This window comes from Mesorhizobium sp. M0522, assembly GCF_040321085.1.
In the GTDB taxonomy this organism is placed as follows: Bacteria; Pseudomonadota; Alphaproteobacteria; order Rhizobiales; family Rhizobiaceae; genus Mesorhizobium.
Genome location: NZ_JAMYQW010000059.1, coordinates 1 through 24,506, shown reverse-complemented (window position 1 = coordinate 24,506; position 24,506 = coordinate 1). Strand labels below are relative to the sequence as shown.

General features: G+C 60.1%; 29 protein-coding genes and 2 pseudogenes. 17 read left to right on the top strand and 14 right to left on the bottom strand.

All coding sequences use genetic code 11. The annotated features are described in order from the left end of the window. The 4 genes and pseudogenes from NKI58_RS33325 to NKI58_RS33310 all read left to right on the top strand — a co-directional run. A pseudogene (locus tag NKI58_RS33325) lies at positions 1-368 on the top strand (nitrogen fixation protein FixI); the annotation flags it as partial. Next, a complete protein-coding gene (gene ccoS, locus NKI58_RS33320; RefSeq protein WP_352455561.1) occupies positions 365-520 on the top strand; it encodes a cbb3-type cytochrome oxidase assembly protein CcoS in 156 nt (51 codons plus the stop codon). The pseudogene NKI58_RS33325 and the gene ccoS, both read left to right, overlap by 4 nt. Before the next feature lie 208 nt (positions 521-728). Then, positions 729-1,835 carry a copper-containing nitrite reductase gene (gene nirK, locus NKI58_RS33315; protein ID WP_352593961.1) on the top strand — a complete coding sequence of 369 codons (1,107 nt, stop codon included), beginning with the start codon at positions 729-731 and terminating at the stop codon, positions 1,833-1,835. Between the two features lie 39 nt (positions 1,836-1,874). After that, positions 1,875-2,756, top strand: coding sequence for an SUMF1/EgtB/PvdO family nonheme iron enzyme (locus tag NKI58_RS33310; RefSeq protein ID WP_502897013.1), 882 nt, complete (start codon positions 1,875-1,877; stop codon positions 2,754-2,756). A 58-nt stretch (positions 2,757-2,814) separates the two neighbouring features. On the opposite strand, the gene NKI58_RS33305 is transcribed toward NKI58_RS33310, so the two are convergent. Beyond that, positions 2,815-3,990, bottom strand: a complete 1,176-nt coding sequence (locus tag NKI58_RS33305) for an NnrS family protein (RefSeq protein WP_352593959.1) — start codon at positions 3,988-3,990, stop codon at positions 2,815-2,817. Positions 3,991-4,093: 103 nt separating this feature from the next. Further along, positions 4,094-4,531, bottom strand: a complete 438-nt coding sequence (locus NKI58_RS33300) for a pseudoazurin (RefSeq protein WP_352593958.1) — start codon at positions 4,529-4,531, stop codon at positions 4,094-4,096. 150 nt (positions 4,532-4,681) lie between these two features. Between NKI58_RS33300 and NKI58_RS33295 the strand changes: the two genes are divergently transcribed. Continuing rightward, positions 4,682-5,383: a Crp/Fnr family transcriptional regulator gene (locus tag NKI58_RS33295; RefSeq protein WP_352578065.1), complete on the top strand. Its 702-nt coding sequence runs from the start codon at positions 4,682-4,684 to the stop codon at positions 5,381-5,383. 4 nt (positions 5,384-5,387) lie between these two features. Here NKI58_RS33295 and NKI58_RS33290 read toward each other — a convergent pair whose 3' ends face one another. From NKI58_RS33290 to NKI58_RS33260, 6 genes are all read right to left on the bottom strand, one after another. Beyond that, a complete protein-coding gene (locus NKI58_RS33290; RefSeq protein ID WP_352594021.1) occupies positions 5,388-5,573 on the bottom strand; it encodes a DUF1858 domain-containing protein in 186 nt (61 codons plus the stop codon). A 133-nt stretch (positions 5,574-5,706) separates the two neighbouring features. Continuing rightward, positions 5,707-5,850 carry a hypothetical protein gene (locus tag NKI58_RS33285; RefSeq protein ID WP_352455556.1) on the bottom strand — a complete coding sequence of 48 codons (144 nt, stop codon included), beginning with the start codon at positions 5,848-5,850 and terminating at the stop codon, positions 5,707-5,709. 65 nt (positions 5,851-5,915) lie between these two features. Beyond that, entirely contained in the window at positions 5,916-6,374 is a 459-nt protein-coding gene (locus NKI58_RS33280) for an RrF2 family transcriptional regulator (protein ID WP_352578066.1), read from the bottom strand. Positions 6,375-6,429: 55 nt separating this feature from the next. Then, complete coding sequence (locus tag NKI58_RS33275) at positions 6,430-6,819, bottom strand: group III truncated hemoglobin (protein WP_352578067.1); 390 nt, start codon at positions 6,817-6,819, stop codon at positions 6,430-6,432. 452 nt (positions 6,820-7,271) lie between these two features. Beyond that, positions 7,272-7,541: a DUF6455 family protein gene (locus NKI58_RS33265; RefSeq protein ID WP_352593957.1), complete on the bottom strand. Its 270-nt coding sequence runs from the start codon at positions 7,539-7,541 to the stop codon at positions 7,272-7,274. Positions 7,542-7,805: 264 nt separating this feature from the next. Then, complete coding sequence (locus tag NKI58_RS33260) at positions 7,806-7,940, bottom strand: hypothetical protein (RefSeq protein ID WP_352640975.1); 135 nt, start codon at positions 7,938-7,940, stop codon at positions 7,806-7,808. Positions 7,941-8,158: 218 nt separating this feature from the next. Here NKI58_RS33260 and NKI58_RS33255 point away from each other — a divergent pair, with 218 nt between their 5' ends. After that, on the top strand, positions 8,159-9,706 hold the full coding sequence (locus tag NKI58_RS33255; RefSeq protein ID WP_352594019.1) for a sensor histidine kinase: 1,548 nt from the start codon (positions 8,159-8,161) through the stop codon (positions 9,704-9,706). Beyond that, on the top strand, positions 9,696-10,307 hold the full coding sequence (fixJ, locus tag NKI58_RS33250; RefSeq protein WP_352786764.1) for a response regulator FixJ: 612 nt from the start codon (positions 9,696-9,698) through the stop codon (positions 10,305-10,307). The genes NKI58_RS33255 and fixJ overlap by 11 nt, the downstream gene beginning before the upstream one ends. Here fixJ and NKI58_RS33245 read toward each other — a convergent pair. Then, on the bottom strand, positions 10,304-10,528 hold the full coding sequence (locus tag NKI58_RS33245) for a hypothetical protein (RefSeq protein WP_352593954.1): 225 nt from the start codon (positions 10,526-10,528) through the stop codon (positions 10,304-10,306). The two genes, fixJ and NKI58_RS33245, sit on opposite strands and share 4 nt — an antisense overlap. 274 nt (positions 10,529-10,802) lie before the next feature. Here NKI58_RS33245 and NKI58_RS33240 point away from each other — a divergent pair. The 6 genes and pseudogenes from NKI58_RS33240 (at position 10,803) to NKI58_RS33215 (ending at position 15,169) form a co-directional block, all read left to right on the top strand. After that, positions 10,803-11,250, top strand: a pseudogene (locus NKI58_RS33240) (pyridoxamine 5'-phosphate oxidase family protein). Positions 11,251-11,410: 160 nt separating this feature from the next. Beyond that, positions 11,411-11,860, top strand: a complete 450-nt coding sequence (trxC, locus tag NKI58_RS33235; RefSeq protein ID WP_352825015.1) for a thioredoxin TrxC — start codon at positions 11,411-11,413, stop codon at positions 11,858-11,860. Positions 11,861-11,862: 2 nt separating this feature from the next. Continuing rightward, the gene (locus NKI58_RS33230; RefSeq protein ID WP_352622935.1) at positions 11,863-13,116 is read left to right on the top strand and encodes an MgtC/SapB family protein; all 1,254 of its coding nucleotides are present in this window, start codon (positions 11,863-11,865) and stop codon (positions 13,114-13,116) included. A gap of 158 nt (positions 13,117-13,274) precedes the next feature. Next, positions 13,275-13,865 carry an NAD(P)H-dependent oxidoreductase gene (locus NKI58_RS33225; protein WP_352593952.1) on the top strand — a complete coding sequence of 197 codons (591 nt, stop codon included), beginning with the start codon at positions 13,275-13,277 and terminating at the stop codon, positions 13,863-13,865. A 322-nt stretch (positions 13,866-14,187) separates the two neighbouring features. Further along, the gene (locus NKI58_RS33220; protein ID WP_352593951.1) at positions 14,188-14,478 is read left to right on the top strand and encodes a hypothetical protein; all 291 of its coding nucleotides are present in this window, start codon (positions 14,188-14,190) and stop codon (positions 14,476-14,478) included. A 244-nt stretch (positions 14,479-14,722) separates the two neighbouring features. Further along, entirely contained in the window at positions 14,723-15,169 is a 447-nt protein-coding gene (locus NKI58_RS33215) for a pyridoxamine 5'-phosphate oxidase family protein (protein ID WP_352455548.1), read from the top strand. A 221-nt stretch (positions 15,170-15,390) separates the two neighbouring features. Here the strand turns inward: NKI58_RS33215 and NKI58_RS33210 are convergent, their stop codons facing one another. The 4 genes from NKI58_RS33210 to NKI58_RS33195 form a co-directional block, all read right to left on the bottom strand. Beyond that, entirely contained in the window at positions 15,391-15,738 is a 348-nt protein-coding gene (locus tag NKI58_RS33210) for a hypothetical protein (protein ID WP_352593950.1), read from the bottom strand. Positions 15,739-15,740: 2 nt separating this feature from the next. Beyond that, positions 15,741-16,319, bottom strand: coding sequence for a hypothetical protein (locus NKI58_RS33205; RefSeq protein ID WP_352593949.1), 579 nt, complete (start codon positions 16,317-16,319; stop codon positions 15,741-15,743). A gap of 295 nt (positions 16,320-16,614) precedes the next feature. Further along, positions 16,615-17,976 (bottom strand): glucoamylase family protein, encoded by a 1,362-nt coding sequence (locus tag NKI58_RS33200; RefSeq protein ID WP_352593948.1) that lies wholly within the window; start codon positions 17,974-17,976, stop codon positions 16,615-16,617. 22 nt (positions 17,977-17,998) lie between these two features. Beyond that, positions 17,999-18,643: a CBS domain-containing protein gene (locus tag NKI58_RS33195; RefSeq protein WP_352593947.1), complete on the bottom strand. Its 645-nt coding sequence runs from the start codon at positions 18,641-18,643 to the stop codon at positions 17,999-18,001. Between the two features lie 302 nt (positions 18,644-18,945). Here NKI58_RS33195 and NKI58_RS33190 point away from each other — a divergent pair, with 302 nt between their 5' ends. From NKI58_RS33190 to NKI58_RS33175, 4 genes are all read left to right on the top strand, one after another. Next, positions 18,946-19,653 (top strand): ABC transporter ATP-binding protein, encoded by a 708-nt coding sequence (locus NKI58_RS33190; protein WP_352593946.1) that lies wholly within the window; start codon positions 18,946-18,948, stop codon positions 19,651-19,653. A 5-nt stretch (positions 19,654-19,658) separates the two neighbouring features. Continuing rightward, on the top strand, positions 19,659-22,022 hold the full coding sequence (locus tag NKI58_RS33185) for an ABC transporter permease (RefSeq protein ID WP_352594018.1): 2,364 nt from the start codon (positions 19,659-19,661) through the stop codon (positions 22,020-22,022). Between the two features lie 3 nt (positions 22,023-22,025). Further along, entirely contained in the window at positions 22,026-23,252 is a 1,227-nt protein-coding gene (locus tag NKI58_RS33180; RefSeq protein WP_352593945.1) for an efflux RND transporter periplasmic adaptor subunit, read from the top strand. A 638-nt stretch (positions 23,253-23,890) separates the two neighbouring features. After that, complete coding sequence (locus NKI58_RS33175) at positions 23,891-24,259, top strand: hypothetical protein (RefSeq protein ID WP_352455540.1); 369 nt, start codon at positions 23,891-23,893, stop codon at positions 24,257-24,259. 30 nt (positions 24,260-24,289) lie between these two features. Here NKI58_RS33175 and NKI58_RS33170 read toward each other — a convergent pair. After that, positions 24,290-24,506, bottom strand: a 217-nt coding sequence (locus NKI58_RS33170; RefSeq protein WP_352828242.1) for a copper-binding protein, incomplete at its 5' end; no start/stop codon positions are given.

Here is a 24,506-nt window from a genome sequence, read left to right as displayed (position 1 = left end):
CTGCGCTGAGCGCGGCGCATGTTTCGTTCGCGCCGGCCACGGCCGCCGACATTGGCCGCAATGCGGCGGATTTCGTATTCCTGCGCGAAAGCCTTCTGGCAATCCCCCTCGCGCTGGACGTCTCGCGCAAGGCGGGAAGCTTGATTCGCCAGAACATCACGATCGCCATCATCTACAATGCCGTCGCCGTGCCGATCGCGATCCTGGGGCACGTCACCCCTCTTATCGCCGCGATCGCGATGTCCGCGTCTTCCCTGCTTGTCATCGGAAATGCTCTGCGTCTGCGAGGTTCTATGCCAGATTCGCCGGCCAAAGATGTCCGGCGCGACAGGCTGTCCGACAGCAGCAAACTGGCCCAATCCTCATGACCACCCTTGCCTACCTCATCCCTGTCGCCCTGTTCCTTGGTGCGCTTGGCCTGGGGGGCTTCCTGTGGGCGTTGAGGAGTGGCCAGTACGAAGATCTTGACGGAGCTGCCGAGCGGATCCTTATCGATCGGGAAGACAGACTGGAGCGCTGATCCAGGGCCGAGGGCTGACAAACAGCGCCGGTGCAGCCAACCGCTCCCACACACCTTCCCCACTGCGACTATGCCGCGCACGATTGCTGTTTCCGGGGTTGTTGCTGCCTAACACTGAACGCCACCAATTTGCGCCAGCGCAAAGAAACGCTGCGTCAGGCCAGATACCTTCTGCTCATCCGCAACGGTTGAGAGATAGGAGACTGACATGATCACGCGACGCGACGCCCTTTTCGGAGCAGCGATTGGCGCTGCCACCGTGGCGGCACTGCCGGCATTTTCGGCAACGGTGACAAAGACGGACATTCGAGGGTTCGCCCGCGAAAAGATCGAGCTCGTGGCACCGCCCTTTGTGCATCCGCACGATCAGATCGCCACGGTTGGACCGAAAATCGTCGAGTTCACCATGACCATCGAGGAAAAGCCCGTCGTCATCGATGCCGACGGCACGACGCTCAATGCGATGACCTATAACGGCTCGATTCCTGGCCCTCTGATGGTCGTGCATCAGGACGACTATGTCGAACTGACGCTCATCAATCCCGACACCAACTCACTCGCTCACAACATCGATTTCCACGCCGCAACCGGCGCGCTGGGCGGCGGCGCCCTGACGCTGATCAATCCCGGCGAGCAGGTGACCTTGCGCTTCAAGGCAACCCGAACGGGTACGTTCGTCTATCACTGCGCACCCGGTGGCGCGATGATCCCATGGCATGTCGTCTCCGGCATGAGCGGCGCCATCATGATCCTGCCGCGCGATGGGCTCAGGAACGACAAGGGCGAACCGGTAAAGTACGACAAGATCTTCTACATCGGCGAGAACGACTTCTATATTCCGCGCGACGAGAAGGGCAACTTCAAGACCTACGAATCGGCCGGCGACGGTTACGACGACATCGTCAAGGTCATGCGCGGGCTGATCCCGACGCATGTGGTGTTCAATGGCAAGGTCGGTTCGCTGACCGGCGACAATGCGATGAAGGCGAAGGTCGGCGAGACCGTGTTGATCGTCCATTCGCAGGCCAACCGCGATACGCGACCGCATCTGATCGGTGGCCACGGCGACTATGTCTGGGAACAGGGCAAATTCGCCAATCCGCCGGCCAAGGATCTGGAAACCTGGTTCATCCGTGGCGGCTCCGCGGGGTCGGCGCTCTACACGTTCCTGCAGCCCGGCGTCTACGCCTATGTCAATCACAATCTGATCGAGGCCGTGGAACTCGGTGCGACCGCTCACTTTATGGTCGAGGGCGAATGGAATGACGACCTGATGACGCAGGTCGAGGCGCCGACACCCCTCGCCACCAACTGACGGCACTCCAATTTGCCCGGACAGCGATGCTGTCCGGGCATGGACAAAGCGATGTCTCCATTGATCCTCAAGGTTCTTCCGGTCGCCCTCGTCGCCGCTGCCGTTCCGGCAGGGCTCTCGATACAGACGGTCTTCGGGGATCGACAACCTCACCCCATCGCTATGACGGTTACCTTGCTTTCGGGTTCGATCACCTATCCGACGCCAGGGGAGTTCCTGATGGAGGGACGCCCGCAAGCCAATCCCCGCCTCAAGCGGCAACTCAACAGACCTCTCGAAATCATGGCCTACCAGATCAGCGCGGCCGACTATGCGGACTGTGTGTCGGCAGGAAGCTGTCAGCCGGCACAGGAGACGCGCGCGATCCCAAGCAACGCTCCCGTAACTGGAGTGAGCTATCTCGATGCCAATGCCTACGCCCGGTGGTATTCGCAAGTGACGGGCGACCAATGGCGGCTGCCATCCGACGAAGAATGGGCGTTTGCCGCGGCGGAGCGGTTCGCAGGGGAATTTGAGGGTGTCGAAAACGACGCCAACAACCCCGCCAGACGCTGGCTCACCAGCTACAAGGCCGAGGTGGACCTCAATCGCAAACCGGACCCGTTGCCCAAGAGCCGTGGCTCTTTTGGTTTCAATTCCCTGGGCCTCGCCGACTTTTCCGGCAATGTTTGGGAGTGGACTTCGACTTGCTATGTCCGCACCACATTGGCTGCGGATGGAAGCGGCGTTGCGAGTTCGGTCGACAATTGCGGCGTCCACGTCCTTGAAGGGCTTCACAGAGCCTACATGTCGAACTTCGTCAGCGACGGAAAAAGCGGCGGCTGTGCCGTTGGCACGCCTCCCGACAATCTGGGTTTCAGGCTGGTCCGGGACCATCGGGGGTGGGCGAACCGTATCGTCGGCTACCTCGGCATTGCCTGACAAATCAGAAGCGGCTTTTCCATTCGCGTTTCGACGGTCGCCTGCTCTCCCCGCCGCCTCACCGCACCTTTGGCCTCATCAACGCACTTCCATAGATCAGAATGAAGCCGGCAAATGCCGCCACCCATGCGGTGCCGGCCATGTCGATCACTATGTCATAGGGGACGAAGGCAGCCAGGATTCTCAATGATCCTGCGAGGAGGACGGCTCCAAAAATGAACGAGGCGCCTTTTCCAGCCTTGAGCTCTCGCCCGGTGTGACCGAGCGTTGCGCGGGTCATCACGGCAAGCGTCATCGCGCCGACCGCGCCAGTTCCGAGTGCGTGGAGTCCCGCCGCCGCCGGCACGGCATCGGGGAAGAAGATCGACACCGAGACAAGGGCGAGACCGACCGGCACGAAGGCATATGCGAGATGGAGTACGAGCACCAGCGGATCCCGCAAGGTGCGCTCGCCGGCCCACCGCGACAAGCGCCACGCCTGGCTGATTGCAGCGGCCGCCAGGAGCATTCCTGAGGCGCTGTTGTCGGGCGCGAACGTCCATGCTCCCAGCGCGATGGCTGAGATGGCTATCGATGCCATGTCAAAACGGTCGAACGGAGCAGGCAGCCGGCCAGGATTTTCGCGGACGAGCCAGTTGCGGGTGAAGCTCGGAATGATGCGCCCGCCGATCAACGAGATGAGCATGATCGCCGCGGCCATGCCGAGCCTGCGGCTGATGTTGGATGTGCCTTGAAGATGCGCCTCGATGTGGAACGTGCCGTTGGCGCCAGCCAGGACGGCAAGCGGCAGCAGTACTTTCAGGTTGCGCCAGTTCCGTCCTGCGACGATCTCGCGGGCCGCCGCGGCAGCAACCGCAAGCAGAAATGAGCCATCGATCACGGCGGCTGCTTCCCAGCCGATATCCGCCGAGACAAAGACAGCGACACGGCCGGCAAGCCACAGGACCACCAGCGCCAGCAGCGGCAGGCCTTGCACAGGCAGCCGGCCGGTCCAGTTGGGAATGGCGGTCAGCAAGAACCCGGTAACGATCGCCGACAGATAGCCGAACAGCATCTCGTGAATGTGCCAGTCGACGGGAACGAACGCACTGTGGGCATTGAGTTCGCCGGCATACATCGGCAGCCAAAGCAGAATGGAGAGCGACGCATACAGCGACCCAAGGAAGAAGAACGGCCTGAATCCGTAGGAAAGAAATGCGGGCCCGGTGTAGGCCCGCAGGCGTGGAATCCCCATGATTTGCGTCTCCAAATGAACAGGGCCGGATGAACCGCCGCCCTCGGTCCGTCCGGCCCGCGCCCGCGCTTTATGTGGCAGGCATGGCTGTATCGATTGCCGGTCAGTTGGCGGGGATCTGGGTGAACAGGTCGGCGAACACTGTCTTTGCCTTCCCGGGATGCTTGACCGCTTTGGCGGTATCGAGATTGACTGGCTTGCCGACAACGATCAGCGCGACCATGCCCATGCCGTAGTGCGGCGCGCATTTGACGCCATACACACCTTCCTGGGTGAGTGTGACGGTGATCTCCTCGCTGGGCTTTCCCTTGAAAGGCTCAGCGCCATCCGGAAGCATGCCCTTGATCGACTCTGCGTCATGGCTCTTGTCGGTCGGCACGAACTTGACGGTATCGCCGGGTACTGCCTTGACGAAGGCCGGCTGGAAAACCATGGCGCCCTTTTCGCCCTTGTTGAGCATTTGCACCACATGCTCTTCCGCGCTTGCGCCGCCGGCCAGCGCGAGGATGGAGATTGCGGCGGCGAGGATGGAGAGTTTCATCGGTTCGTCCTTTTGTTTCGTCGTCACGGCATTTGGCCGTTCCATGCCTTTTAGCCTGACAAGCCCCGGCAGAATTTGCGCTGGCGCAAACTCGGAGTAGAAAGCTCTTCCATGGACTGATGCGAAACTACAGGATCGTGAGGAATCCGCTTGGCTGCGTTGGACCGATCGCTGATATCGCGGCTGCCGCTCTTTCAAGGACTGACGCCCGACGAGCAGAGCGAGATCCTGCGAGATGCGCGGTCGTCTCGCTATGCCAAGGAGACGACGATCTTCGCGCAGGAAGCCGATGCCCATTCCTTCTTCGTGCTGATCGCCGGGCACATCCGCGTCGTCCGCACCACGCCGGATGGACAGCAGGTCATCGCTAGATACATCAGCGAAGGCGAGATCTTTGGCGTCGCCGCAGCCCTTGGCCGGACGACTTACCCCGCCAGCGCAGTCGCGGCGGTGGACTGCGTGGTGTTGGCCTGGCCCAACGCGCTATGGCCGGAACTGGCGAAGCGGTTTCCTGTGTTTGGGGCGACCACCTACCGGACGGTCGGAAACAGGCTGCAAGAAACCCAGACGCGGGTTGTGGAGATGTCCACTGAACAGGTGGAGCAGCGCGTTGCTCACGCGCTGCTGCGACTGGCAAATCAGACTGGTCGGAAGACCGACAGCGGCATCGAAATCGACTTTCCGATCTCGAGGCAGGACATTGCCGAAATGACGGGGACGACACTGCACACGGTCAGCCGGCTGCTCAGCAAATGGGAAGAGAATGGGATAATTGCCAGCGGACGCCAGAAAGTCACTGTCAAGGACGCGCACCGGCTTGTGGTCCTCTCAGGGAGTCGAACCAAGCGCTGATTTATCACCTGCGCGCTCGAACAGCCGATTCCAAATCCACCAGGAAGGCGGTCTCATTGATCTGATGCTCTCGGCACGCCTCAGCGATCGTATGGAAGGTACCGATTGGACAACCGACGCAAAGCATCCTGTATCTCAGCACGACAGCCACCGTTGCCGGCCATTTTCTCATGATCTCGTCGACGACCATGTCGGAATTGAACGAACTGAGCTCCTTCACGATGAAGTCTCCGCCATTGCGAAGCGTCTTAATAGATTCCTCTCAGGCCGCCTTCTTTGCGCTTTCGCAACTTTGATGAGCATTGCCGTTTGGCTAGGAAAAGCTAGACAAACGTCATGACCATAATTGCACCGATGACAATCAGAACAAGCCCGCCGATCAGCATAGGGAGCAGCGTGTTGTTCAGGTCGACGCCCGACTCGAATTGGTTGGCCACCGGTGTGTCATTTTTGTCTGGGTCAGTCATGCTTGTCTCCACGGGCCGGCAGACGCGAACCGCGCGGCGTTGCGGTTGAATTGTCGATCGAGGCCTTACCCATGCTTATCGTACGCCGAAGCTTCGGATGCAGGCAGCCCGCCGACAAAGTCCTGGGGCATCAATGCGACGTCGGCCAGCGTGTAACGATCAAGGGTGTTCTGGAAGGAGGCCATCGCGTCGCCGAACATTCCTGAAAGTTTGCAGCGGCCGGTGAGCACGCACTGATTTCCGGTCCCGAAGCACTCCACAAGCGCGAAATCTGGCTCCGTCAGCCGTACCACGTCGCCGATCCGGATCATCTCGGGGCTCCGCCCGAGGGCTAGCCCACCGGAGCGGCCGCGGACCGCTTTCAAGTAACCGCCGCGCGTCAGGGTGTTGGCGACCTTGTTGAGGTGCGTTTTGGATACCTTGAACGTGCGTGCCACCTCCTCGATCGTGATCAGGCGATCACCGGCAGAGGCCGCGTACATTAGCATCCTCAAGGCGTAGTCCGAGAAATTGGTCAACCGCACTAATGGTTCCTCTTTGCAATTCTCGTACAGGAGCCACTTACAATCCAGCCCCGCATCACAGGTCCTTCTCGACGATCGGTTCAATGCCCATCGTAGTCTCGCCACGGCTGAAGGCGACCGCGAGACGGAAGCTATGAGCTATGCGCAGTGCGCGGTCCATGAACAGCGCCGCAACCTCGGGTGGGCAAACACGGCGCACCGTTGCGCGAAACAGCTTTAGCCAACGCCGGAAATGCGCGACTCCAAGGCCGGAGATCGCCAGGTGTGGCGGTAATGGACGGCCTTCATAACGGGACGACCGGAGCAGCGTAGCGGACCAGAAGTCGCACATCTTAGCCAGATGGCGCGGCCAAGCCTCAGGATGGATAGCGTTATGAAAGATGGGGCCGAGAAGGTCGTCGCGGCGAATCTCATCATAAAAGCCGTCAACCACAAGACGGATCATGGCCTCGTCAAGCACGTCTGGCAACGGGGCACCACCGATGACGATCTTTTGTTGCTCCGACCATTCGCAATCATGTGCATGCTCTTAGTTTTCGAAGACCCAAAGACCTCAAAATAATTCCCACACTCAAACAGCTCCGCAACGGACCGAGTGAAGTCGCGTCCACGATGACGATTGATGCATTTGCTTCAAAGGAGGCCTTCGTCGGTATGGGTCGGAATCGCACCTTAAAAAAGATTGTCAATATATCTTATTGGCGGGCAGCTCGTGGCTGGAGGGGCCGGTCGGCTGTTTAATGAGAGCGGAGTTGCAGGCATTCGCGGGCGGTGTGCGCCGAAACGCCATCAGCCAGCAGATGCGAAACATTGGCCGAGCAATGACCGCCCAGGAAATCGAGGAGCTGCAGCACGCGGCCTTGGTGACGCGATCTGCGGTATGCCTGCACGACCGCTCTATCGTTGGCCGGCTGCGTGCTGCAGCCGTGCGATCAGGTCGCGGTTGCGGCAATAGTCTGGCGGATCATCAGCTTGCTGGTGTTCATCAAGCCAAGTCGAGCATTCATCCTGGTGCCCGCAGGAGCGACACCGGTCGACCGCTCGATTGGTGACGGCAACATGGTCCGGAACGACCTTCAAATATTTGTCGACGCCGAGCTTCTGCATCATGCGGCTCATCAAGGCGGTCCTGGCGTCAACTGAAATCAGGTAGTCGAGAAAACTCATGTCGTTTCGCTCCCGTTTTCTGGCAGATCATTGCGATATCGGCGATCGCTGCATTGATCTCGGTCAACAGGCGTCTCCCTCGTGGTGATATCTATCGTGCGTGCCTCAAGCGATGGCGTGAAGGTCCTGATGCGACCGGCGGCCAATACAACATGAAGCGGTTGATGCTGCTCTCTTCCATCAACGTACGCGTGACGCCGCCGAACGCCCATTCCCGCAGGCGGCTATGACTGCATGCGCCGGAAACCATCAGGTCTGTATGGATCATGCGTGCGAACGCCACCAGCTGTTCGCCATCACCATCGCCGGGATGAATTCGGTCCGCACCGTGATGCCGTGGTGCTCAAGAAAGACGGGGACGTCCGCGAGGCTGTCACAGATGCTTTCTTTGTAGCACATTTGTGGTCGCCTTTCGCTGGAGCGTTTGGATGCTATGATGAAGTGCATCCGCCGGCACTCGACGCCTTGATGCGTGTCAAATGACACTACTCACCGGATCCCGAACCTCTGACTATGCCGGTTTTTGCGTGTGCAGAAAGAGCGATGAATGATAGTTAGAATGCGTTGCGGGTTCCCTGATCAAAGGACTTGATTTGGACGACAAACAAACACGTGACCTGTCGACCGGCGTTCGCGCCGAAGGGCGGGTCGCGGCCGAACACGACCGGCTCTCCCAGATGTTCGAGCAGGCCCCTGGTTTCATGACCTTGATGCGTGAGCCGGGTCATGTATTCGAGCTGACCAATGCCGCCTATCAACGTCTGATTGGCCAGAGGCAAGTGATAGGAAGGTCGGTACGCGAGGCCCTGCCCGAGCTCGAAGGCCAAGGATTCTACGAACTGCTGGACCAAGTATACGAAACGGGCAAGCCCTACAGAGGTCAAGGCGTGAAGGTCGCCCTTCGCAACAAGGACGGCGAGCCGGTCGATGAACGCATCCTCGATTTCGTATATCAGCCCATCAAGGCTGACGATGGTCGCATCACTGCGATCTTCGTCGAAGGCACCGACGTCAGCGAACTCTCCTATGCAAACGCCGCACTTCGACTGCGCGAAGATCATTTGCGTTCGATCCTAGCGACAGTGCCCGATGCAATGGTGGTCATCGACGAACAAGGCCGTATTCAATCCTTTAGCACGGCTGCCGAAACGCTGTTCGGCTACCAGTCCAGCGAAGTCATCGGCCAGAATGTCAATCTGCTGATGCCGTCGCCCTACCGCGAAGAGCATGATGCCTATCTTCACCGCTATTTAGCGACAGGGGAGCGCCGGATCATCGGGCTCGGTCGCACCGTCACTGGAATGCGCAAGGACGGCTCGACCTTTCCGATGGAACTCTCTGTCGGCGAGATGCATCCGGGAACCGGGCGCTTCTTTACCGGCTTCTGCCGCGACTTGACCGAACGCCACCGGGCGGAGGCAAGAATACAGGAGCAGCAGCTGGAGCTTCTCCACATGGCGCGGTTTACTGCGCTCGGCGAAATGGCCTCGACGCTTGCCCACGAGATCAACCAGCCGCTCACCGCCATTACGAACTACCTTAAAGGCAGCCGGCGGCTTCTCGAAAAAAGCACGGAAGACAACGCGCCGATGCTGAGGGAGGCCGTCGAAAAAGCAGCGGAACAGGCCTTGAGGGCCGGAGACGTCATTCGCCACCTTCGCGATTTCGTCGCAAGAGGCGAAAGCGAGCGCCAGGTCGAACGCCTGCCGGCGATTATCAAGGAAGCCTCGTCACTGGCCCTGGTCGGCGCAAGAGAAATAGATGTCCGCGCCAGCTACAAGCTTGATCCCGCCGCCGAACTGGTCTTGGCCGACCGCATCCAGGTTCAGCAGGTTCTGCTGAACCTGATGCGCAATGCGATTGAAGCCATGCAAGGCATGCCACGCCGCGAGCTGCAAATCATAACCATAGCCCGTGATGACGGCATGGCTGAGGTAAGCGTGGTTGACACAGGCACTGGTCTCGCGCCGGAAGTCTCCGCCCAGCTTTTCCAGCCATTTGTCACGACCAAAAAGCAGGGCATGGGGGTTGGCCTCTCTATTTGCCGCACGATCGTCGAGTCGCACGGCGGTCACATCTGGGCTGAGGCAATGCCGGCCGGAGGAACCGCCTTCCGGTTCACCTTGCGCATCTGGGAAAAGGAAGAGGTCGCCAGTGGCCGGTAGCAATCTTGTGCACGTCGTCGACGACGACGTCGACGTTCGCAAATCGCTTGGTTTTCTGTTGGCGACGGCCAACTTCGCCGTGCGCTTGTACGAATCGGCGACAGCTTTTCTGGCGGTGGCCACGAGCAGTCTTGACGGCTGCATTGTGACCGATGTGCGCATGCCGGGCATTGACGGCATCGAGTTCCTGCGACAGCTCCGGAGCCGCGGGCATACGCTTCCGGTCATCGTCATGACGGGTCATGCCGATGTGGCCCTCGCTGTTCAGGCGATGAAGGAAGGTGCCGCCGACTTCATCGAAAAGCCGTTTGACGACGAGGTGCTGATCGAAGCGATCCGCTCCGCATTGGACAGTCGCAATCGGACGGAGGCGACACACCCACAAGGCGTGGAAATCCGTGGTCGTCTGGCGGCCCTGTCGGAGCGGGAGCGACAAGTGCTGGACGGCCTTGTGTCCGGCCTGCCGAACAAGACGATTGCCTATGACCTCGGCATCAGCCCGCGCACGGTCGAGATCCATCGCGCCAATGTCATGAGCAAGATGGCCGCGAGCAGTCTGTCGCATCTCGTGCGCATGGCTTTGGTTGTGGAGTCCACTTAAAGCGAGTCAGTAAGAGACCTGTGGTTGTTTGCCGGGATCGTATCCGGCACCCAGTCTCGCCAGTGGGTCGGGTGAACGTCGATGCGTGCGCGGGTGGCGGCGTTCTTCCAGCCTTCCCGCTCCTTGATGCACGGAAAGACAAGCGCATGTTCGCCGTCCTCGTCGAGGACGGCCAGTTCCAGCTCACGATCGAACGGAGCGCTTGAGATCGGCTTCCACATCATCCCCTATGATGGGTGGGAGCAGCAGGCCCCGCCTTGATCTGGATCATTTTCCAAATCCCCACTCCGGTATGGACGCTGACACTGACATGGGCCGCCATGCGAGTCACCGGCGGGCCTAGCCATGGTTGTCGATTCATCTGTCGGCCGACCGACTCCTTGATCGTGATCAATGACCTCCCTGGCGGCAGGGCTACGATCCGCGATGACGAATATCAGAGTCGATGGAGCACCGGCGACACCGTGCTGTCACGAAAAACAGGAGATCGCGCCGATGCTGATCCGCACGCTTTTTTGCTTTGGAATGTACAAAATTGCTGACGGCCAACCGGGTCGGCCACTTGGCATGCGCCAAGGATGGACACCCCTACGTCGTGCCATTCTACTATGCCCACGCCGACAATCACCTCTATGCATTTTCCATGCCGGGCAAAAAGGTCGACTGGATGCGTGCCAATCCGCTGGTGTGCGTCCAGGTCGACGAACGCGGCCAACGGCGGGCATGGAGAAGCGTGGTTGTCGATCGTGTCTATGAAGAACTGCCTGATCGGATCGGCTACAAGGTTCAGCGCGACCATGCGTGGTCGGTGTTGACCAAGCACGTCGACTGGTGGGAGCCTGGCGCTCTGAAGCCGGTTACGCCTCCTGTTTCGGACAGCACTCCGCATGTTTTCTTCAGGATCGTTATCAAGCAGGCATCGGGTCGGGAAGCAAAGGAATAGCGTGCTTCCCGTCCAAACACCGCGGGCGCACAACCGCTGTGGATTGTGCCGTGCAATCCGTTTTCACGCCAATTCGTCCATCGCGCAAAAAAACATTGGAAGTCCGAGCCAGCTTGGGGATAGGCACTCTGTGGCGCATGTATACCAGTGGTGAAGGGCGATGGCGCAGGAAAATCTGGTGGTGTGCAGCAAATGCGGCGGAATCAATCGACTGCCGCCAGCGCGCGATGCCAAAAACGCAAAATGCGGAAAGTGCGGGAAAAAGCTGTTCTCAGGCCACCCCGAGGATGTCGATGCACGAACCTTCGATCGTCAGGTCAAGCGAGGCACCGTTCCCGTTGTCGTGGATGTCTGGGCGCCATGGTGCGGGCCCTGCAAGATGATGGCGCCCGCATATGAAGCCGCAGCAAACGAACTGGAACCGCATGTTCGGCTGATCAAGCTCAACTCCGATAATGAGCAGGCCGTTTCAGCCAGGCTCGGCATTCGCGGCATCCCGACCATGATCCTGTTCCATGGCGGACATGAGGTTGCGCGCACTTCCGGTGCAATGACGGCGGGGCAGATCGTCACGTGGATCCGCGACCACCTGCCTGTGGCCGGCGCCTAATCGTGGATCCGCTCATCGCCCGACTCGGACTTGCACTGACTATAGGCCTGCTCGTCGGACTGGAGCGCGGCTGGCGAGAGCGGGACGCGCCCGATCGTAGCCGGACGGCCGGAATTCGAACCTACGGCATATCCGGTCTGCTCGGCGGCATTCTCGCAGCTCTGGCCGATGCTCTCGACGCAGTGTCCGTGCTGGTCGGTGGTTTCATCGCCTTTGCGGCAATCTTCGCCTGGTACAAGGCGCGTGAGGCAGCCCATGATGAGGATTTCAGTGTTACGGCGGTAGTAGCAGCCCTTTGCGTGTTCGCGCTCGGTGCATTGTCCGTCGCAGGCGATTACCGCGCCGCTTCTGCAGGAGGAACAGCACTCGCGGCCATCCTTGCCAGTCGAGAAATCCTGCACGGCCTCCTGAAGCGGCTGACCTGGATCGAGCTTCGTTCCGCGCTGATCCTGGCTGTGATGAGCGCGATCATCCTGCCCTTGCTGCCAAACCGGACGATGGATCCATGGGGCGGCTTCAATCCATGGGAAGTCTGGTTCCTCACGGTGCTGATGGCGTCGATATCGTTCGCCGGCTATGTCGCCGTTCGCGTCCTGGGGACCACCCGCGGCCTGCTCGTCAGTTCGCTCGCCGGCGCCATCATCTCTTCCACCGCCGTAACCGTGGCGCTGGCCCGCAACGCCGTGTCGGGAAGCAATCCTCTGCCGCTCGCTGGCGCGGCGTCGCTGGCCGCAATGGTTTCCTTGCTACGCGTCTGCGCCGTGGTTCTGATCGTCGAGCCAATCGTGTTCGCTTCGGTTGGCATTCCCGCAATTGCCGCGGCGCTCTCCTTCGCTGCTTGCGGAGCATTGCTGCTGGCTCGGGACAGCGGGGATCACGAGGGTCCCGCGGTCGCGCGCAATCCATTCGACCTAGGCCCGTTGCTGCTCTTTGCCCTGCTGTTTGCGATCGTCGCGACCGCGAGCGCTGCATTGGCTGCTCAATTCGGCGGACGCGGCTTGCTGGCGAGTTCGGCGTTTGCAGGCATGTTCGATGTCGATGTCTCGGTTCTCAGTGCCTTGCGCCTGGTCAAGCATTCGGTCCCTGTCGAGACCATTGGCCAGGCGGTGCTCGCGGCACTGGCAGCAAACGCGATCTGCCGCCTGTCGCTGGCCGCATTTGCCGGCCCGATCAGGTTCTGGTTCCCGCTCGCAGGTGCAACCCTCGTCGCCGCAATAGCCGGCTACGGCACGATGTTGCTGCCATCGACCTTCTGATAGCGCCGAGAACCGGCCTCTTTTGATGCCGATCAAGGGCCAAGCCGGACAGCCGCTTTATGAAACTCCGCGAAGGAGTACGCCATGATCAGCTTGAAGGGTCTCACCCCGAAATTCCGGCGCGTCCGGTTGGTGCCAAGCCGCCTCGGAGGTAACCCATGCCGCGGCGCATCTTGATTGTTGTCGGCCATCCCGATCCATCGCCGCACCGGCTCTGCCGTAGTCTCGCCAAGGCCTATGCCGAGGGAGCGGAACTGGCGGGGCATGTCGTCCGCCGGGTCGACCTCGCGGCACTCGATTTTCCAATGCTTCGGACGGTGCAGGAGTTCGAGCACGGCGCGATTCCCGACAGCCTAAAGGACGCCGCTGAAGCGATAGTCTGGGCGGAGCACATTGTATTTGTCTTTCCGCTGTGGCTCGGGACCGTGCCGGCTCTGCTCAAGGCTTTTCTGGAACAGGTGATGCGGCCGGGAACTGCCTTTACCTACCGGGACAAGGGTGGCGGCTTGCCCAGGAAACTGCTCCGCGGCCGCTCCGCTCGCGTCGTGGTCACGATGGGCATGCCGGCCGTTCTTTACCGGCTATGGTTCCTCAGTCACGGCATTGCCGGCATGCGGCGGAGCATTCTGCGTTTCGCCGGCGTGAGCCCGGTGCGCGAAACCTTGTTCGGCATGGTCGCGGATGCCACCGATCCGACGCGGGCGAAATGGTTCGAACAAATGCGCAGGCTCGGTGAGCGGGCGCTTTAGCACGATCGTCTTCAACCGGAACAGCAAAACTCCCCTTTCGCACGAATGCAAAGGTGGGCGAACGTGAGAATTGGCACGGCTTTGCGAAGTGCTGGTCAGCAAAGGCTCGCCCGCCGACGTCGCAATGGACCCTGAGCGCACTGCTCGCCTCGGCCTTTGTCGTTGCGCTCGGCTACGGAATCGTCTTGCCGGTCCTGCCGATGATGGTCGAGCGGCTTGCCGGTGCGACAGATCCGACATTCAATGCGCGGCAGATTGGCTTCCTGACTGCTGCCTATGTCGCCGCGCCGGTGGGCGCCGCTTTCCTCTCGGGGAAGTGGTCTTGTTTGATCGGGCGCAGATCTGTCCTCTCCAGGGACTTGTCTTCTCGCCGCTCGTCAACCCGGCAGCGGCGAGGCTGCTTGTGGCTCCTGCCCTCCTGGTGATGGCGATGGGTCTGGCGGTTGTGCCGATACTTGCCGGGCTCACGGAAATGCTGTTTGCGGTTTCCGTTGTTTCGGCTTCGGCCGGCGTGATCAGCCCGCTGCCCGCCTACTGGGTGTCGCGCATCAGTGCACGACGCCAAGGTATGGAACTCGGCATCGAGTCGGCAGCGGTCAGCCTCGGGCGCTAGTGGGCTCCGCGGCCGCCGGCCTGCTGTTCGGGGTTCCCCGGGCTGGAAGGCGCCGCCTTCTTCGCCGCTGCCGCAGCAATGGGCCTCGCCGCGATTGCAAGCCTGAAGCTGCCGCTGCCATTGGCGCGCGCACATTCCGAGGCGCGGTCGAGCCCTGCCGACCGAGCGGACGCAGCAGTTTGATCCACGTCATTGCGAGTGCGGCTGCCAGGATGTGAAATACAAAAAACAGGAGATCTCATCGATGCTGATCCGCACGCTGTCTTCACTGGAATGTACGAAGTTGCTAGCGGCCAATCGTATTGGCCACTTGGCATGCGCGAAGGACGGGCAACCCTACGTCGTGTGTTTCAACTACGCCTACGCTGACACTCACCTCTACGCGTTTTCCTTGCTAGGCAAGAAGATCGAGTGGATGAGAGCCAATCCCTTAGTGTGCGCCCAGGTCGAGGAACACGGCCAAGGACGCGGATGGAGAAGCGTCATTGTCGACGGCCGCTTTGAAGAACTGAGTGACCGGACCGGCCACGAGTTTCAACGCGGTCATGCATGGGCAGTGTTGAGCAAGCACACGGACTGGTGGGAGCCTGGCGCGCTCAGGCCGATCACACCTCCCGTGTCAGACAGCACACCGCACGTTTTCTTCCGGATTCTCGTAGAAGAAATTTCGGGCCGGGAGGCAATAGAATAGGCTGTTTTCCGGTAGATTGACGCGTTGCACGGAACGCAAGCACCTGGCTGACAGTGGATTGCGCCGGGCCGATCGTTATTCAGCCTTTGAATTCTCAGCGCGACATTTCGATCGGCGCCGATGATCACGAACGTGCCGGTGGCAAGGGGAAGCTATAGATCGCGCGAACTTGGCCGCTTTCGATGGACCATGCCCGCGCCCAACTCAAGTAAGTTTCTTCTCTACCTGCCCTGGATGAGGTCCATGACAGGCGGGAACGTCAGCAATACGCCTACCGCCAGCAACGCGAAGGACACAGAAAGGACCTTTGCCATTTCCACGTTCTTTGGGGCCCACCTGCGCGAAAGGATAAACCAGGCAATCAACCAGACGATGACTGCGCTGGTCGAGACGCCGGACAAGGCGCCGGTTGGTGTATAAAACGTGAAAAAGTGGTTGAGTGATGTAAAGGCATCGCCGGCCAAGGCGAATATCCCCATAGCGGCAGATCCAATTCCAGCGGCCAGGATGGCGGCCGCACCGGGACCGTTGGGAATCTCGTCCGGCCTGATAGGCTTGATATTGGCCATGACTATTCGCCCTCCTGTTCACCGGCGATGATTTCAATCATCGCGCCACCACGAACCGGGGCGTATTTGTTGAGAAACGCCCCGAAAGCACCCGCTACACCAGTCGCCACGAAGGCAACAACCGCGAAGCCGATGACGGCCGTGCGGATTTCTTTCTGCCTGGCCAAAGCCGGTCCGTATTTGGCGAAGACATAGGCGACCATCGTCATGGCAATTGGCGCAAGCCAAGCCACGTGCTCTTTCCACTCCATCCCCAAGCTATGCCACGCGGATGTCTTCGGGTTGGAGGTCAGCAGAAACTTTGGATAGTCGGCCAAATTGGTAACCCCTGGGGGCACCGCCGCTCGATACCACGGATATACTATGTAGGCACCCGACAGCACCGCACCCCAGGCAAGGAAGACCATTATCGAGAGATAAAGCAAAAGCAGATTGTGTTCTCTGGCGCTTGGGATGGATGGGGCTCCAGGCGCAGACATTCGATAGAGCTCGGCAAGTGCACCCGAAAACGCGAGCATAAAGAGTGCTCCAAAACCCATACCGTGGAATACTGTCATAAGATCGCGGGAAGAGATTTCCATGACGTCATCTCCTACGTTGACAAGCTTTGATCAAAGGCCGATGGGGGCGTTCCGCTTTGATCGAAATCAATTTGCGATATCCGATAACATTATTTTGAAGCTTTATTTGAACAAACTTGCCACTGCCCTGCTTCGTAATGCAAGACGCCTACGCGCAGCTGTTGGCGGCCGGCGCTGAAAGGGTCGTGAGGACGGACCCCATTCCGCATCCGCCGAATGCGATTTCCCTCGCCGGCTTAACGCTCGCCTATTTCTCAGCCTTCGTCGTATCCACCCGAACTCAATCCATGCCGAATCAAGCAGCCGGCGTCGACTCCTGATTGAACTCTTTCAACCAGCCACCTTCAAATCCCGCCCGTTGCAGGCCGGTGCGAATATACCGGCATGAGCGCATCAGCCGCCACAGGAGGCCGCTGCATTCGTTCTCGATCATGAGCACGACGGGACCTTCGTTGAGGCCGAAATGCCAAGGCGAAACCCACCATCCAAAGGCGTTGCCGGATGTTCCTGGATGCGTCGGATTGAAGGCCGCCTTGAAACCATAGGCATTGGCGGCCTTGAGCTTGGCTTGGTGGATGCAGAAGCTGATCGCCGGCCGGACGATTTCGGGAGCAAAAGGCAGGGAGGCAGCGACCGACCATGGAGCGAGCGTGCCATCGTCGGGACCATAGGGCACGCCGCGCGCGACATAACCCTCGAACTGGCGCTCGATGCCGTTCAACTTGAGCGTGGAAGGACCAGGCCCCTCGCTTGCGGTGATGCCCCAGCAGTGTTCGCCATAACCCTCAAATCCACGCGGATTGTCGACGGCGTAGCGTTGCTGAACGAATGTGGCCCGTCGGCTGTTCTCGAAATAGTCGCTTCCCTTGCTGCGCATGAAGGCATCCTGGATGTCACGAAAATCGATCCAGACATGGGAAAGCTGGTGAATGAACAGCGATCCAGCATAAAGATACTCGTAGCCGTAACAATTTTCCCATCGGAATGTTGCGGTCCAGGCGGGGTAGCTAGTCTCGGGCAAGGGGTGGGTCGGCGAACCCAGTCCCAGGACATAGAGCAAGAGCGCCTCGTCATAGCCTTGCCAGCGATATTTCAGGAACCCGTGCTCGGGTGTCCAGCCGTGGGCGACGGTCTCTCCCCCGTCCTGCGCCCAGCGCCAATCGGCACGGTGATAAAGCGCCTCGGCCAAGGTCCGGATCTCGGCCTCGGGCGCGGTGTCGGCATCGAAATACTGCCCTGCAGCCAGCGCGCCCGCCAGCAGGAACGTGCTGTCGATCGTCGACAGCTCGCATTGCCAGGTCCGCCGGCCGGTCTGCATGTCCAGGAAGTGATAATAGAAGCCGCGGTATCCGGTAGCGTCGGGCTCGGGGCCCTGCGGCCTGTTCCAGAAGAAGCGCAGCGTTGCCAAGGTGCGTTCCGCGGCCGCGCTTCGCGTCATGAATCCGCGCTCGACTCCCACCGGATAGCAAGCCAGCGCCAAGCCGGTGGCCGCAATGCTTGCCGGCCAATCCGCCTCGGTCTTGTCCAGGATGAGACCATTGGCGGGGTTCGCCTCATGAATGAAGTAGTCGAATGTCTCCCGCTGCAATATCGCCAGATCGTCTTGCATGGCAGAGGTGTTCGCGACGCTGTTGGTCTCGGGAGAATGCGCTCGCATCGCGCTGCGTTCCCCCCGCTGTTCACGGATGCGCCAGACACAGATGGTCGAACACACCTTTGACGCCCCTGACGCCTTCGGCAACCACGCGCACAGCATCCCGTTCACTCTGCGATCTGACCGCACCCGAAAAATGCACCAGGCCATCAGTCACCATAAGCGTTAACGCGTCTGCTTCGACCCCTGCGTCCTCTCGCAGCCGTGTAAGAATGCTGCGCCGGATCGCATCGTCACCTGCCGCCGTAGCGTCGTCAAACCTCGTCGCAACGACGACGCGCAGAAGATCGGCGCGGCTGACGACGCCGACCAGACGCTGTCCTCTCATCACCGGAATGCGCTTTATGCCGTGCTCCTGCATCAGCGCAACAATTCGCGCTATCGGGGTTTCCTCGTCCGCCACGATGACATCCGAGGTCATCAGATCCGCCACTTTCCAGCTGTGGCCCTTCACATAGCTGCGCGGTGCACCTATCGGAAATACTGGGGCACCCAGTTCTGACCTGCGCAGGAAATCACCCTCGCTCACAATTCCAGCCAGGCGGCCTTTGTCATCGACGACAGGCATGCCGCTGATGCGATGATCCAGCATGATCCGCGCTGCATGTCTTACGCTGTGGTCAGGCGACACGGCAACAATGTTTGGACTCATTACATCCTTTGCTTTCATCTGCCTCATCCTTGGCTCAGTTCAAGTGAACAGGCGCCCGAGCGCCAATCGGCGGCATCGTAGCGTAAATGCCGCCGACCTCTTTGAGGCAAGTCAATGCCGGTTCCGAACCGACCGGTGCGGCCGACTCGACTGCTCCCACAACATGTCGAGCGGCTACCGGAACACATGACCGCCCCCGAAGCGGTTTTGATTTGTATCAATGTCGCGCTCACCTCGACGGGTGACTGTGCCATGCGACCTCGCGGATTGATGTCTGCGCCGACGCGACAAGTGCCTCGAACATGCGATCCCTGGCGGCCATGGCTGATAGTGTCTTCACCGCAAGAGCGCTGACCAAAACCTACACCTCGGGCGAGACGCAAGTGCTTGCGTTGCGTAAGCTGGATCTTGAGATCGCGGCGGGAGAGATGGTCGTTCTGCTTGGACCGTCGGGCAGCGGGAAGTCGACCCTGCTCAACATCATGGGCGGGCTTGACCACGCCACGAGCGGCCAGTTGTTCTTCAGGGACCAGGAACTGACCAACCTCGATGATCGGGGGCTGACTGCCTATCGGCGGCAGCACGTCGGGTTCGTTTTCCAGTTCTACAACCTGATCCCCAGCCTGACCGCTTATGAAAATGTCGCTCTCGTCACGGAGATTTCCGATCATCCGATGCGCCCGGAGGAGGCTTTGGCGCTAGTCGGGCTTGAACCGAGGATGCACCATTTCCCGGCTCAATTGTCCGGTGGCGAACAGCAACGCGTGGCCATTGCCCGTGCCATCGCCAAGCGCCCGGACGTGTTGCTTTGCGACGAGCCGACAGGCGCGCTGGATTCCAAGACAGGCATCCGGGTAATCGAGGCACTGCTCGGCATCAATGCCCAGCTTGGCACCACGACACTCATCATCACGCACAACGCCAGCATCCAGGATGTCGCCGACCGCGTCCTGTTTTTCGCCGACGGGCAGATCTCCAGAATCCGCAAAAACGAGGTTCGCCGGACTGCTGCGGAACTTGTCTGGTGAACAGGATGGGCGCGCTGGACATCAAGCTCCTCCGCGACTTCGGGCGGCTCTGGGCGCAAGCGCTTGCCATCGCCCTCGTCATTGCCGGAGGCGTGGCGACGCTCATCCTCGCCGTCGGATCCTACCGTTCCCTGGACGAGACGCGCACTGCCTACTACGAACGCTACCGCTTCGCCGACGTCTTTGCTTCGGTAAGCCGCGCGCCAAAAACGCTTGTCGACCGGATTGCCGAGATTCCCGGCGTTGCTTCGGTCGACACACGAATTGCCAAGCTCGTGCTGCTTGACATACCGGGTTATCTGGAGCCGGCGACAGGTGAAGTCATATCCCTGCCCGAAACCCAGGAGGCTTCGCTCAACCTGCTCTACATGCGTGTTGGTCGCATGCCGGAGCCCGGACGCGCCGAAGAGGTCGTCGTCAACGAGGGCTTTGCCTTGTCCCACCGCTTTCAGCCCGGGGCCCGATTCTCGGCAATATTGAACGGCCGGAAACGTGAATTGACGATTGTCGGGATCGCGCTGTCTCCCGAGTTCATCTACGCGGTCGGGCCAGGCGACATCATGCCGGACGATCGTCGCTTCGGCCTCATCTGGATGTCGGAAAAAACGCTCGCCAGCGCCTACGATCTCGATGATGCGTTCTCGTCCGTGTCGTTGAAGCTGCTGCGGGGCGCGTCCGAGAGTGAGGTCATGATGCGCCTGGACGCCCTGCTCGAGCGCTATGGTGGCCGAGCGGCCTATGGCCGGAAGGACCAGACTTCGCACGCCTGGCTGAACCACGAACTCGATATGCTCAACAACATGAGCCGGACCCTGCCACCGATTTTCCTTTTGGTGTCGGCATTCCTGGTCAATCTCACACTGAGCCGGCTCGTTGCGCTGGAGCGCGAGCAGATCGGGCTGATGAAGGCGCTGGGATACAACAACGCCAGCATCGTCATGCACTACCTCAAATTCGTCACCGTCATCGTGATGATCGGCATTGTAATCGGCAGTGCAGCGGGCACTTGGCTGGGGATGCGCATCACCAGTCTGTTCGGTGACTTTTTCCATTTTCCGTTCCTCGTCTTCACCAAGAGCCCGGACCTCTACGTCATTGCCGCCGCGCTCAGTCTCGTCGCTGCAATCATCGGGGCTGTGCGAGCGCTTCGAGAGGTCGTGCGATTGGCGCCTGCCGTCGCGATGCAGCCGCCGGCGCCTCCGCGCTATCGGCGACTGCTGCCTGCGAGCTTCACAGTCGACAGGTTCATGTCGCAACCGACCACGATGATGTTGCGCAATATCACTCGCCATCCAGTCAGGTCGTTGTTCACGACGCTTGGAATTGCGCTGGCGACAGCCATCCTGATTGTGTCACTTTTCACTGGCGATGCGATGGAGCAGCTCATCGACGTGACGTATTTCCTGGCCGACCGTCAGGACGCCACCGTCAGTTTCGTGGAAAAACGCCCGCTGGACGTCGTGCTGCAGATCGCGCGGCTTCCGGGCGTTCTCGCCGCGGAGCCCTACCGCGAGGTGCCGGTCCGCATCAGGAGCGGAAACGTCGAGCGCCGGATCATGATCAGCGGCAGGCGGCGTGACGCCGATCTCAACCGCATCATTGATGTCGACCTGCGGCCGGTCGTTCTGCCGGAAGCGGGCCTGGCGATTTCGAGCATGCTTGCTAGGATTCTCGCGGTGAGGGTCGGCGATTCCGTCGAGGTCGACTTGCTCGAAGGAGCGCGGCGGACCTCTGTCGTTCCTGTGGCAGCCTTGGTCGAAGATTACTTCGGCATCCGCGGGATGATGGATTCAGAGACGCTCGCGCGCCTGATGCGCGAAGCGCCGTCTGTGAACAGCATCAATGTCAGCCTCGACCAGAACAGCCGGGAAACGTTCTATGCCGCCATCAAGAACCTGCCGATTGTCGGCGGCCTGGCTCTGCAGAGTGTGTCGCTTGCGAATTTCCGCAAACTGGTTGCCTTGCTGATCACGACAATGGCCAGCATCTACACCGGGCTGGCTGCCGTCATCGCGTTTGGTGTCGTCTACAACAGCGCCCGGATCTCGCTTTCCGAACGGGCGCGGGAGTTGGCCAGCTTGCGCGTCCTTGGCTTCACCCGGGGTGAAGTGTTGCGCATCCTGCTGTTGGAACTCGCCCTGCTCACATTGATCGCGCAGCCGCCTGGATGGCTCATTGGCTTTGGTCTTGCCTGGATTATGCAGAAGAACCTGGCCGGCGAACTGATGCGGGTGCGCCTGATCGTTGAGCAGTCCACCTACGTCTTCGCCAGCGCGATCGTGATCGCCGCGGCCGTGCTTTCCGCGCTCGTCGTTCGCCGAAGGCTCAACGAGCTGGACCTTGTCACCGTTCTCAAGACACGGGATTGAACCATGCACACGATCTGGATGAAGCGAACGTTGGGCATTGTAGCGTTGACCATCTTGGGCGCCGGCGCCGTCTGGTTCGCATGGCCGCGGCCGATTGCAGTGGATCTGGCAACGCTGACGAAAGGTCCCATGGAAGTCACGATCGACGACGAAGCGAAAACGCGCGTGCGTCACGTCTATACGGTGTCAGCCCCGATCGCCGGCAAAGTCCTGCGGATCTCTCCACCCCGCCACATCGGAGACCACGTCACCAAGGACGAAACCGTCGTGGCTGTGATGCAGCCGACACTGCCGAGCTTTCACGATGCGCGCACCCACGAGGAACTGCTGGCGGCGCTGGCTGCGGCCGATGCGACGGTAAACCTTGCGGCAGCCGAAATGCGCCGGATCGAGGCTGCGCTTGTATTTTCGAGAACGGAGTTGGGGCGGGCGGAAGCACTTGCGCGCACTGAGGCGATTTCTCTCAAAGCCCTCGATGGCGCCAAGTTCGACGTCGAAACCAATGAGGCAGCCCTGGCCAGTGCAAAAGCTCAGCTGGAGGTCCGCCGAAACGAGCGTAACAGCGTTGCAGCCCGGCTTGGTGAGCAGTCGGGAACCGCGCCGGAGCCAGATCCCGCCTGCTGCATACAGTTGCGCGCTCCCGTGGCAGGCAGCGTGCTGAAGATCATTCAGGAGAGCGAAGGGGTAGTCCAAGCCGGTGCACCGCTGATCGAAATCGGCGACCCGCTCGATCTCGAAATCGTCGCGGACCTGTTGTCGACCGACGCTGTCCGCATAAAGCAAGGCGCGCCGGTCTGGATCGACAACTGGGGTGGACTGCCGGTCCAGGGCCGCGTCTCCCGCGTCGATCCGGCGGGCTTCACCAAGGTTTCCGCACTTGGCATCGAGGAACAACGCGTCCGCACGACGATCGACTTCACCGACCCTCCGGCGAAGTGGTCGGGGCTAGGACATGATTACCGCGTGATAGTGCATGTCACGATCTGGAAAGGCGATGACATCCTGGCCGTCCCGGTGGCTGCCCTGTTCCGACAAGGAGACGACTGGGCGGTATTCGCGGTAAGGGACGGCCGTACACGGGTATCTATCATCAAGATCGGTCAGCGAAACAGCCGTACGGCGGAGGTTCTGTTGGGCCTTGCCCCAGGCGATCGCGTGGTACTGCACCCGAGCGACAGGGTCACGGACGGCGTGACCGTCGCGGAGCGCGATGTCCAATACTCTCAATAGCTAGTGTCGGAACGGCAAAGTCGATGGGAAAGGCGGAAACCAGCGGGAACTGGCGGGTGGACAACAAAGGACGACATTTATGGCGAGACGGCACTTCGACGGATTATGTTTGAACGTCTTCTTTTTAGTCCTCTCGCGGCGTCCCTCCGGTGAGTAGCAACGATGCCTCGGGTCAGGTCACGACATCGTCGTGATGACCTGAATGTCGGCCAGCTCTCATGTGTCGTCCCAGCCTAAAGCCAACCTGTCGCAATCAGCCCAAGGCTGACGAGCGGGCATGCGCCGCATATCGGCCGTTGAGGTCGAGCTTTGCTACCACGGGACCGGTCGATAGTGTCTCGAGCGTTTGTGATCTTCTTGTGAAACCGCTCACAAAGCCAGGATCGCCAACGCTTCTACTCATGCTATGATCTCTTTAAGGCCATGCAAGAACAAGTAATTTGTTCTTGCTGAGTCTATCGCCGCGCAAAGACATTGTGCTTAGCACCCGCATAATGAGCCTGCCAGCCGCCTTGTGCGCTGCAGGCGACGAGGACTATCCAGCCTCTGAACGTCTCCGCCAACGCCGACATGGACATTCGATTCGAACATTGACGCGAGAGGTGATAGTCTGACCTTGGAACCTTGGAAGGAGGAAAATGCGCGCCATTGCACTATTTGCCGGCGTGTTGGTGACTCCGCCCTCGATGGCGGCGGAGCAGCTGATCTTTTACACAGCTAGTTTTCCAGATGCCACGTCGGTCCAGCTCAGCGTCGTGAACAACAATGTCTCGCTATATGGGGACTATGACTTTGACGTCGCTATTGGCCTAGTCGAGACGGACGCGAACGGCGCCATCAGGTATGAAGATGGCGGCAGGCACCGTGCACAAGTTCGCTGTAACTATCCGGCATATGTGAGCGTAGGTGCGCGAAAATATCCCATAGAGATGCCTCTGAGCCGCTCCGCACGTGACGACTGGAAAGAAAATCTCTGGAGGATTTTCTGCCCGGCACCTTCATCCTGACTTCCGTACCCATGGCATTGCTCGACCGGGTTACTTGATACCGGTGACCGTGATGCGTCCGTTGACGCGATCGGCTGTGAACTCGATCGCCTGACCCGTTTTGACCTTGTCGAGCAGGCCCTGCTCGGCGACGACGAACACCATCGTCATCGCTGGCATGTTGAGATTGGTCAGCGGCCCATGCTTAATCGTCAGCTTCTGCTGTTTGGCGTCGACCTTGATGACTTCGCCCTTCACGTATTCCTGC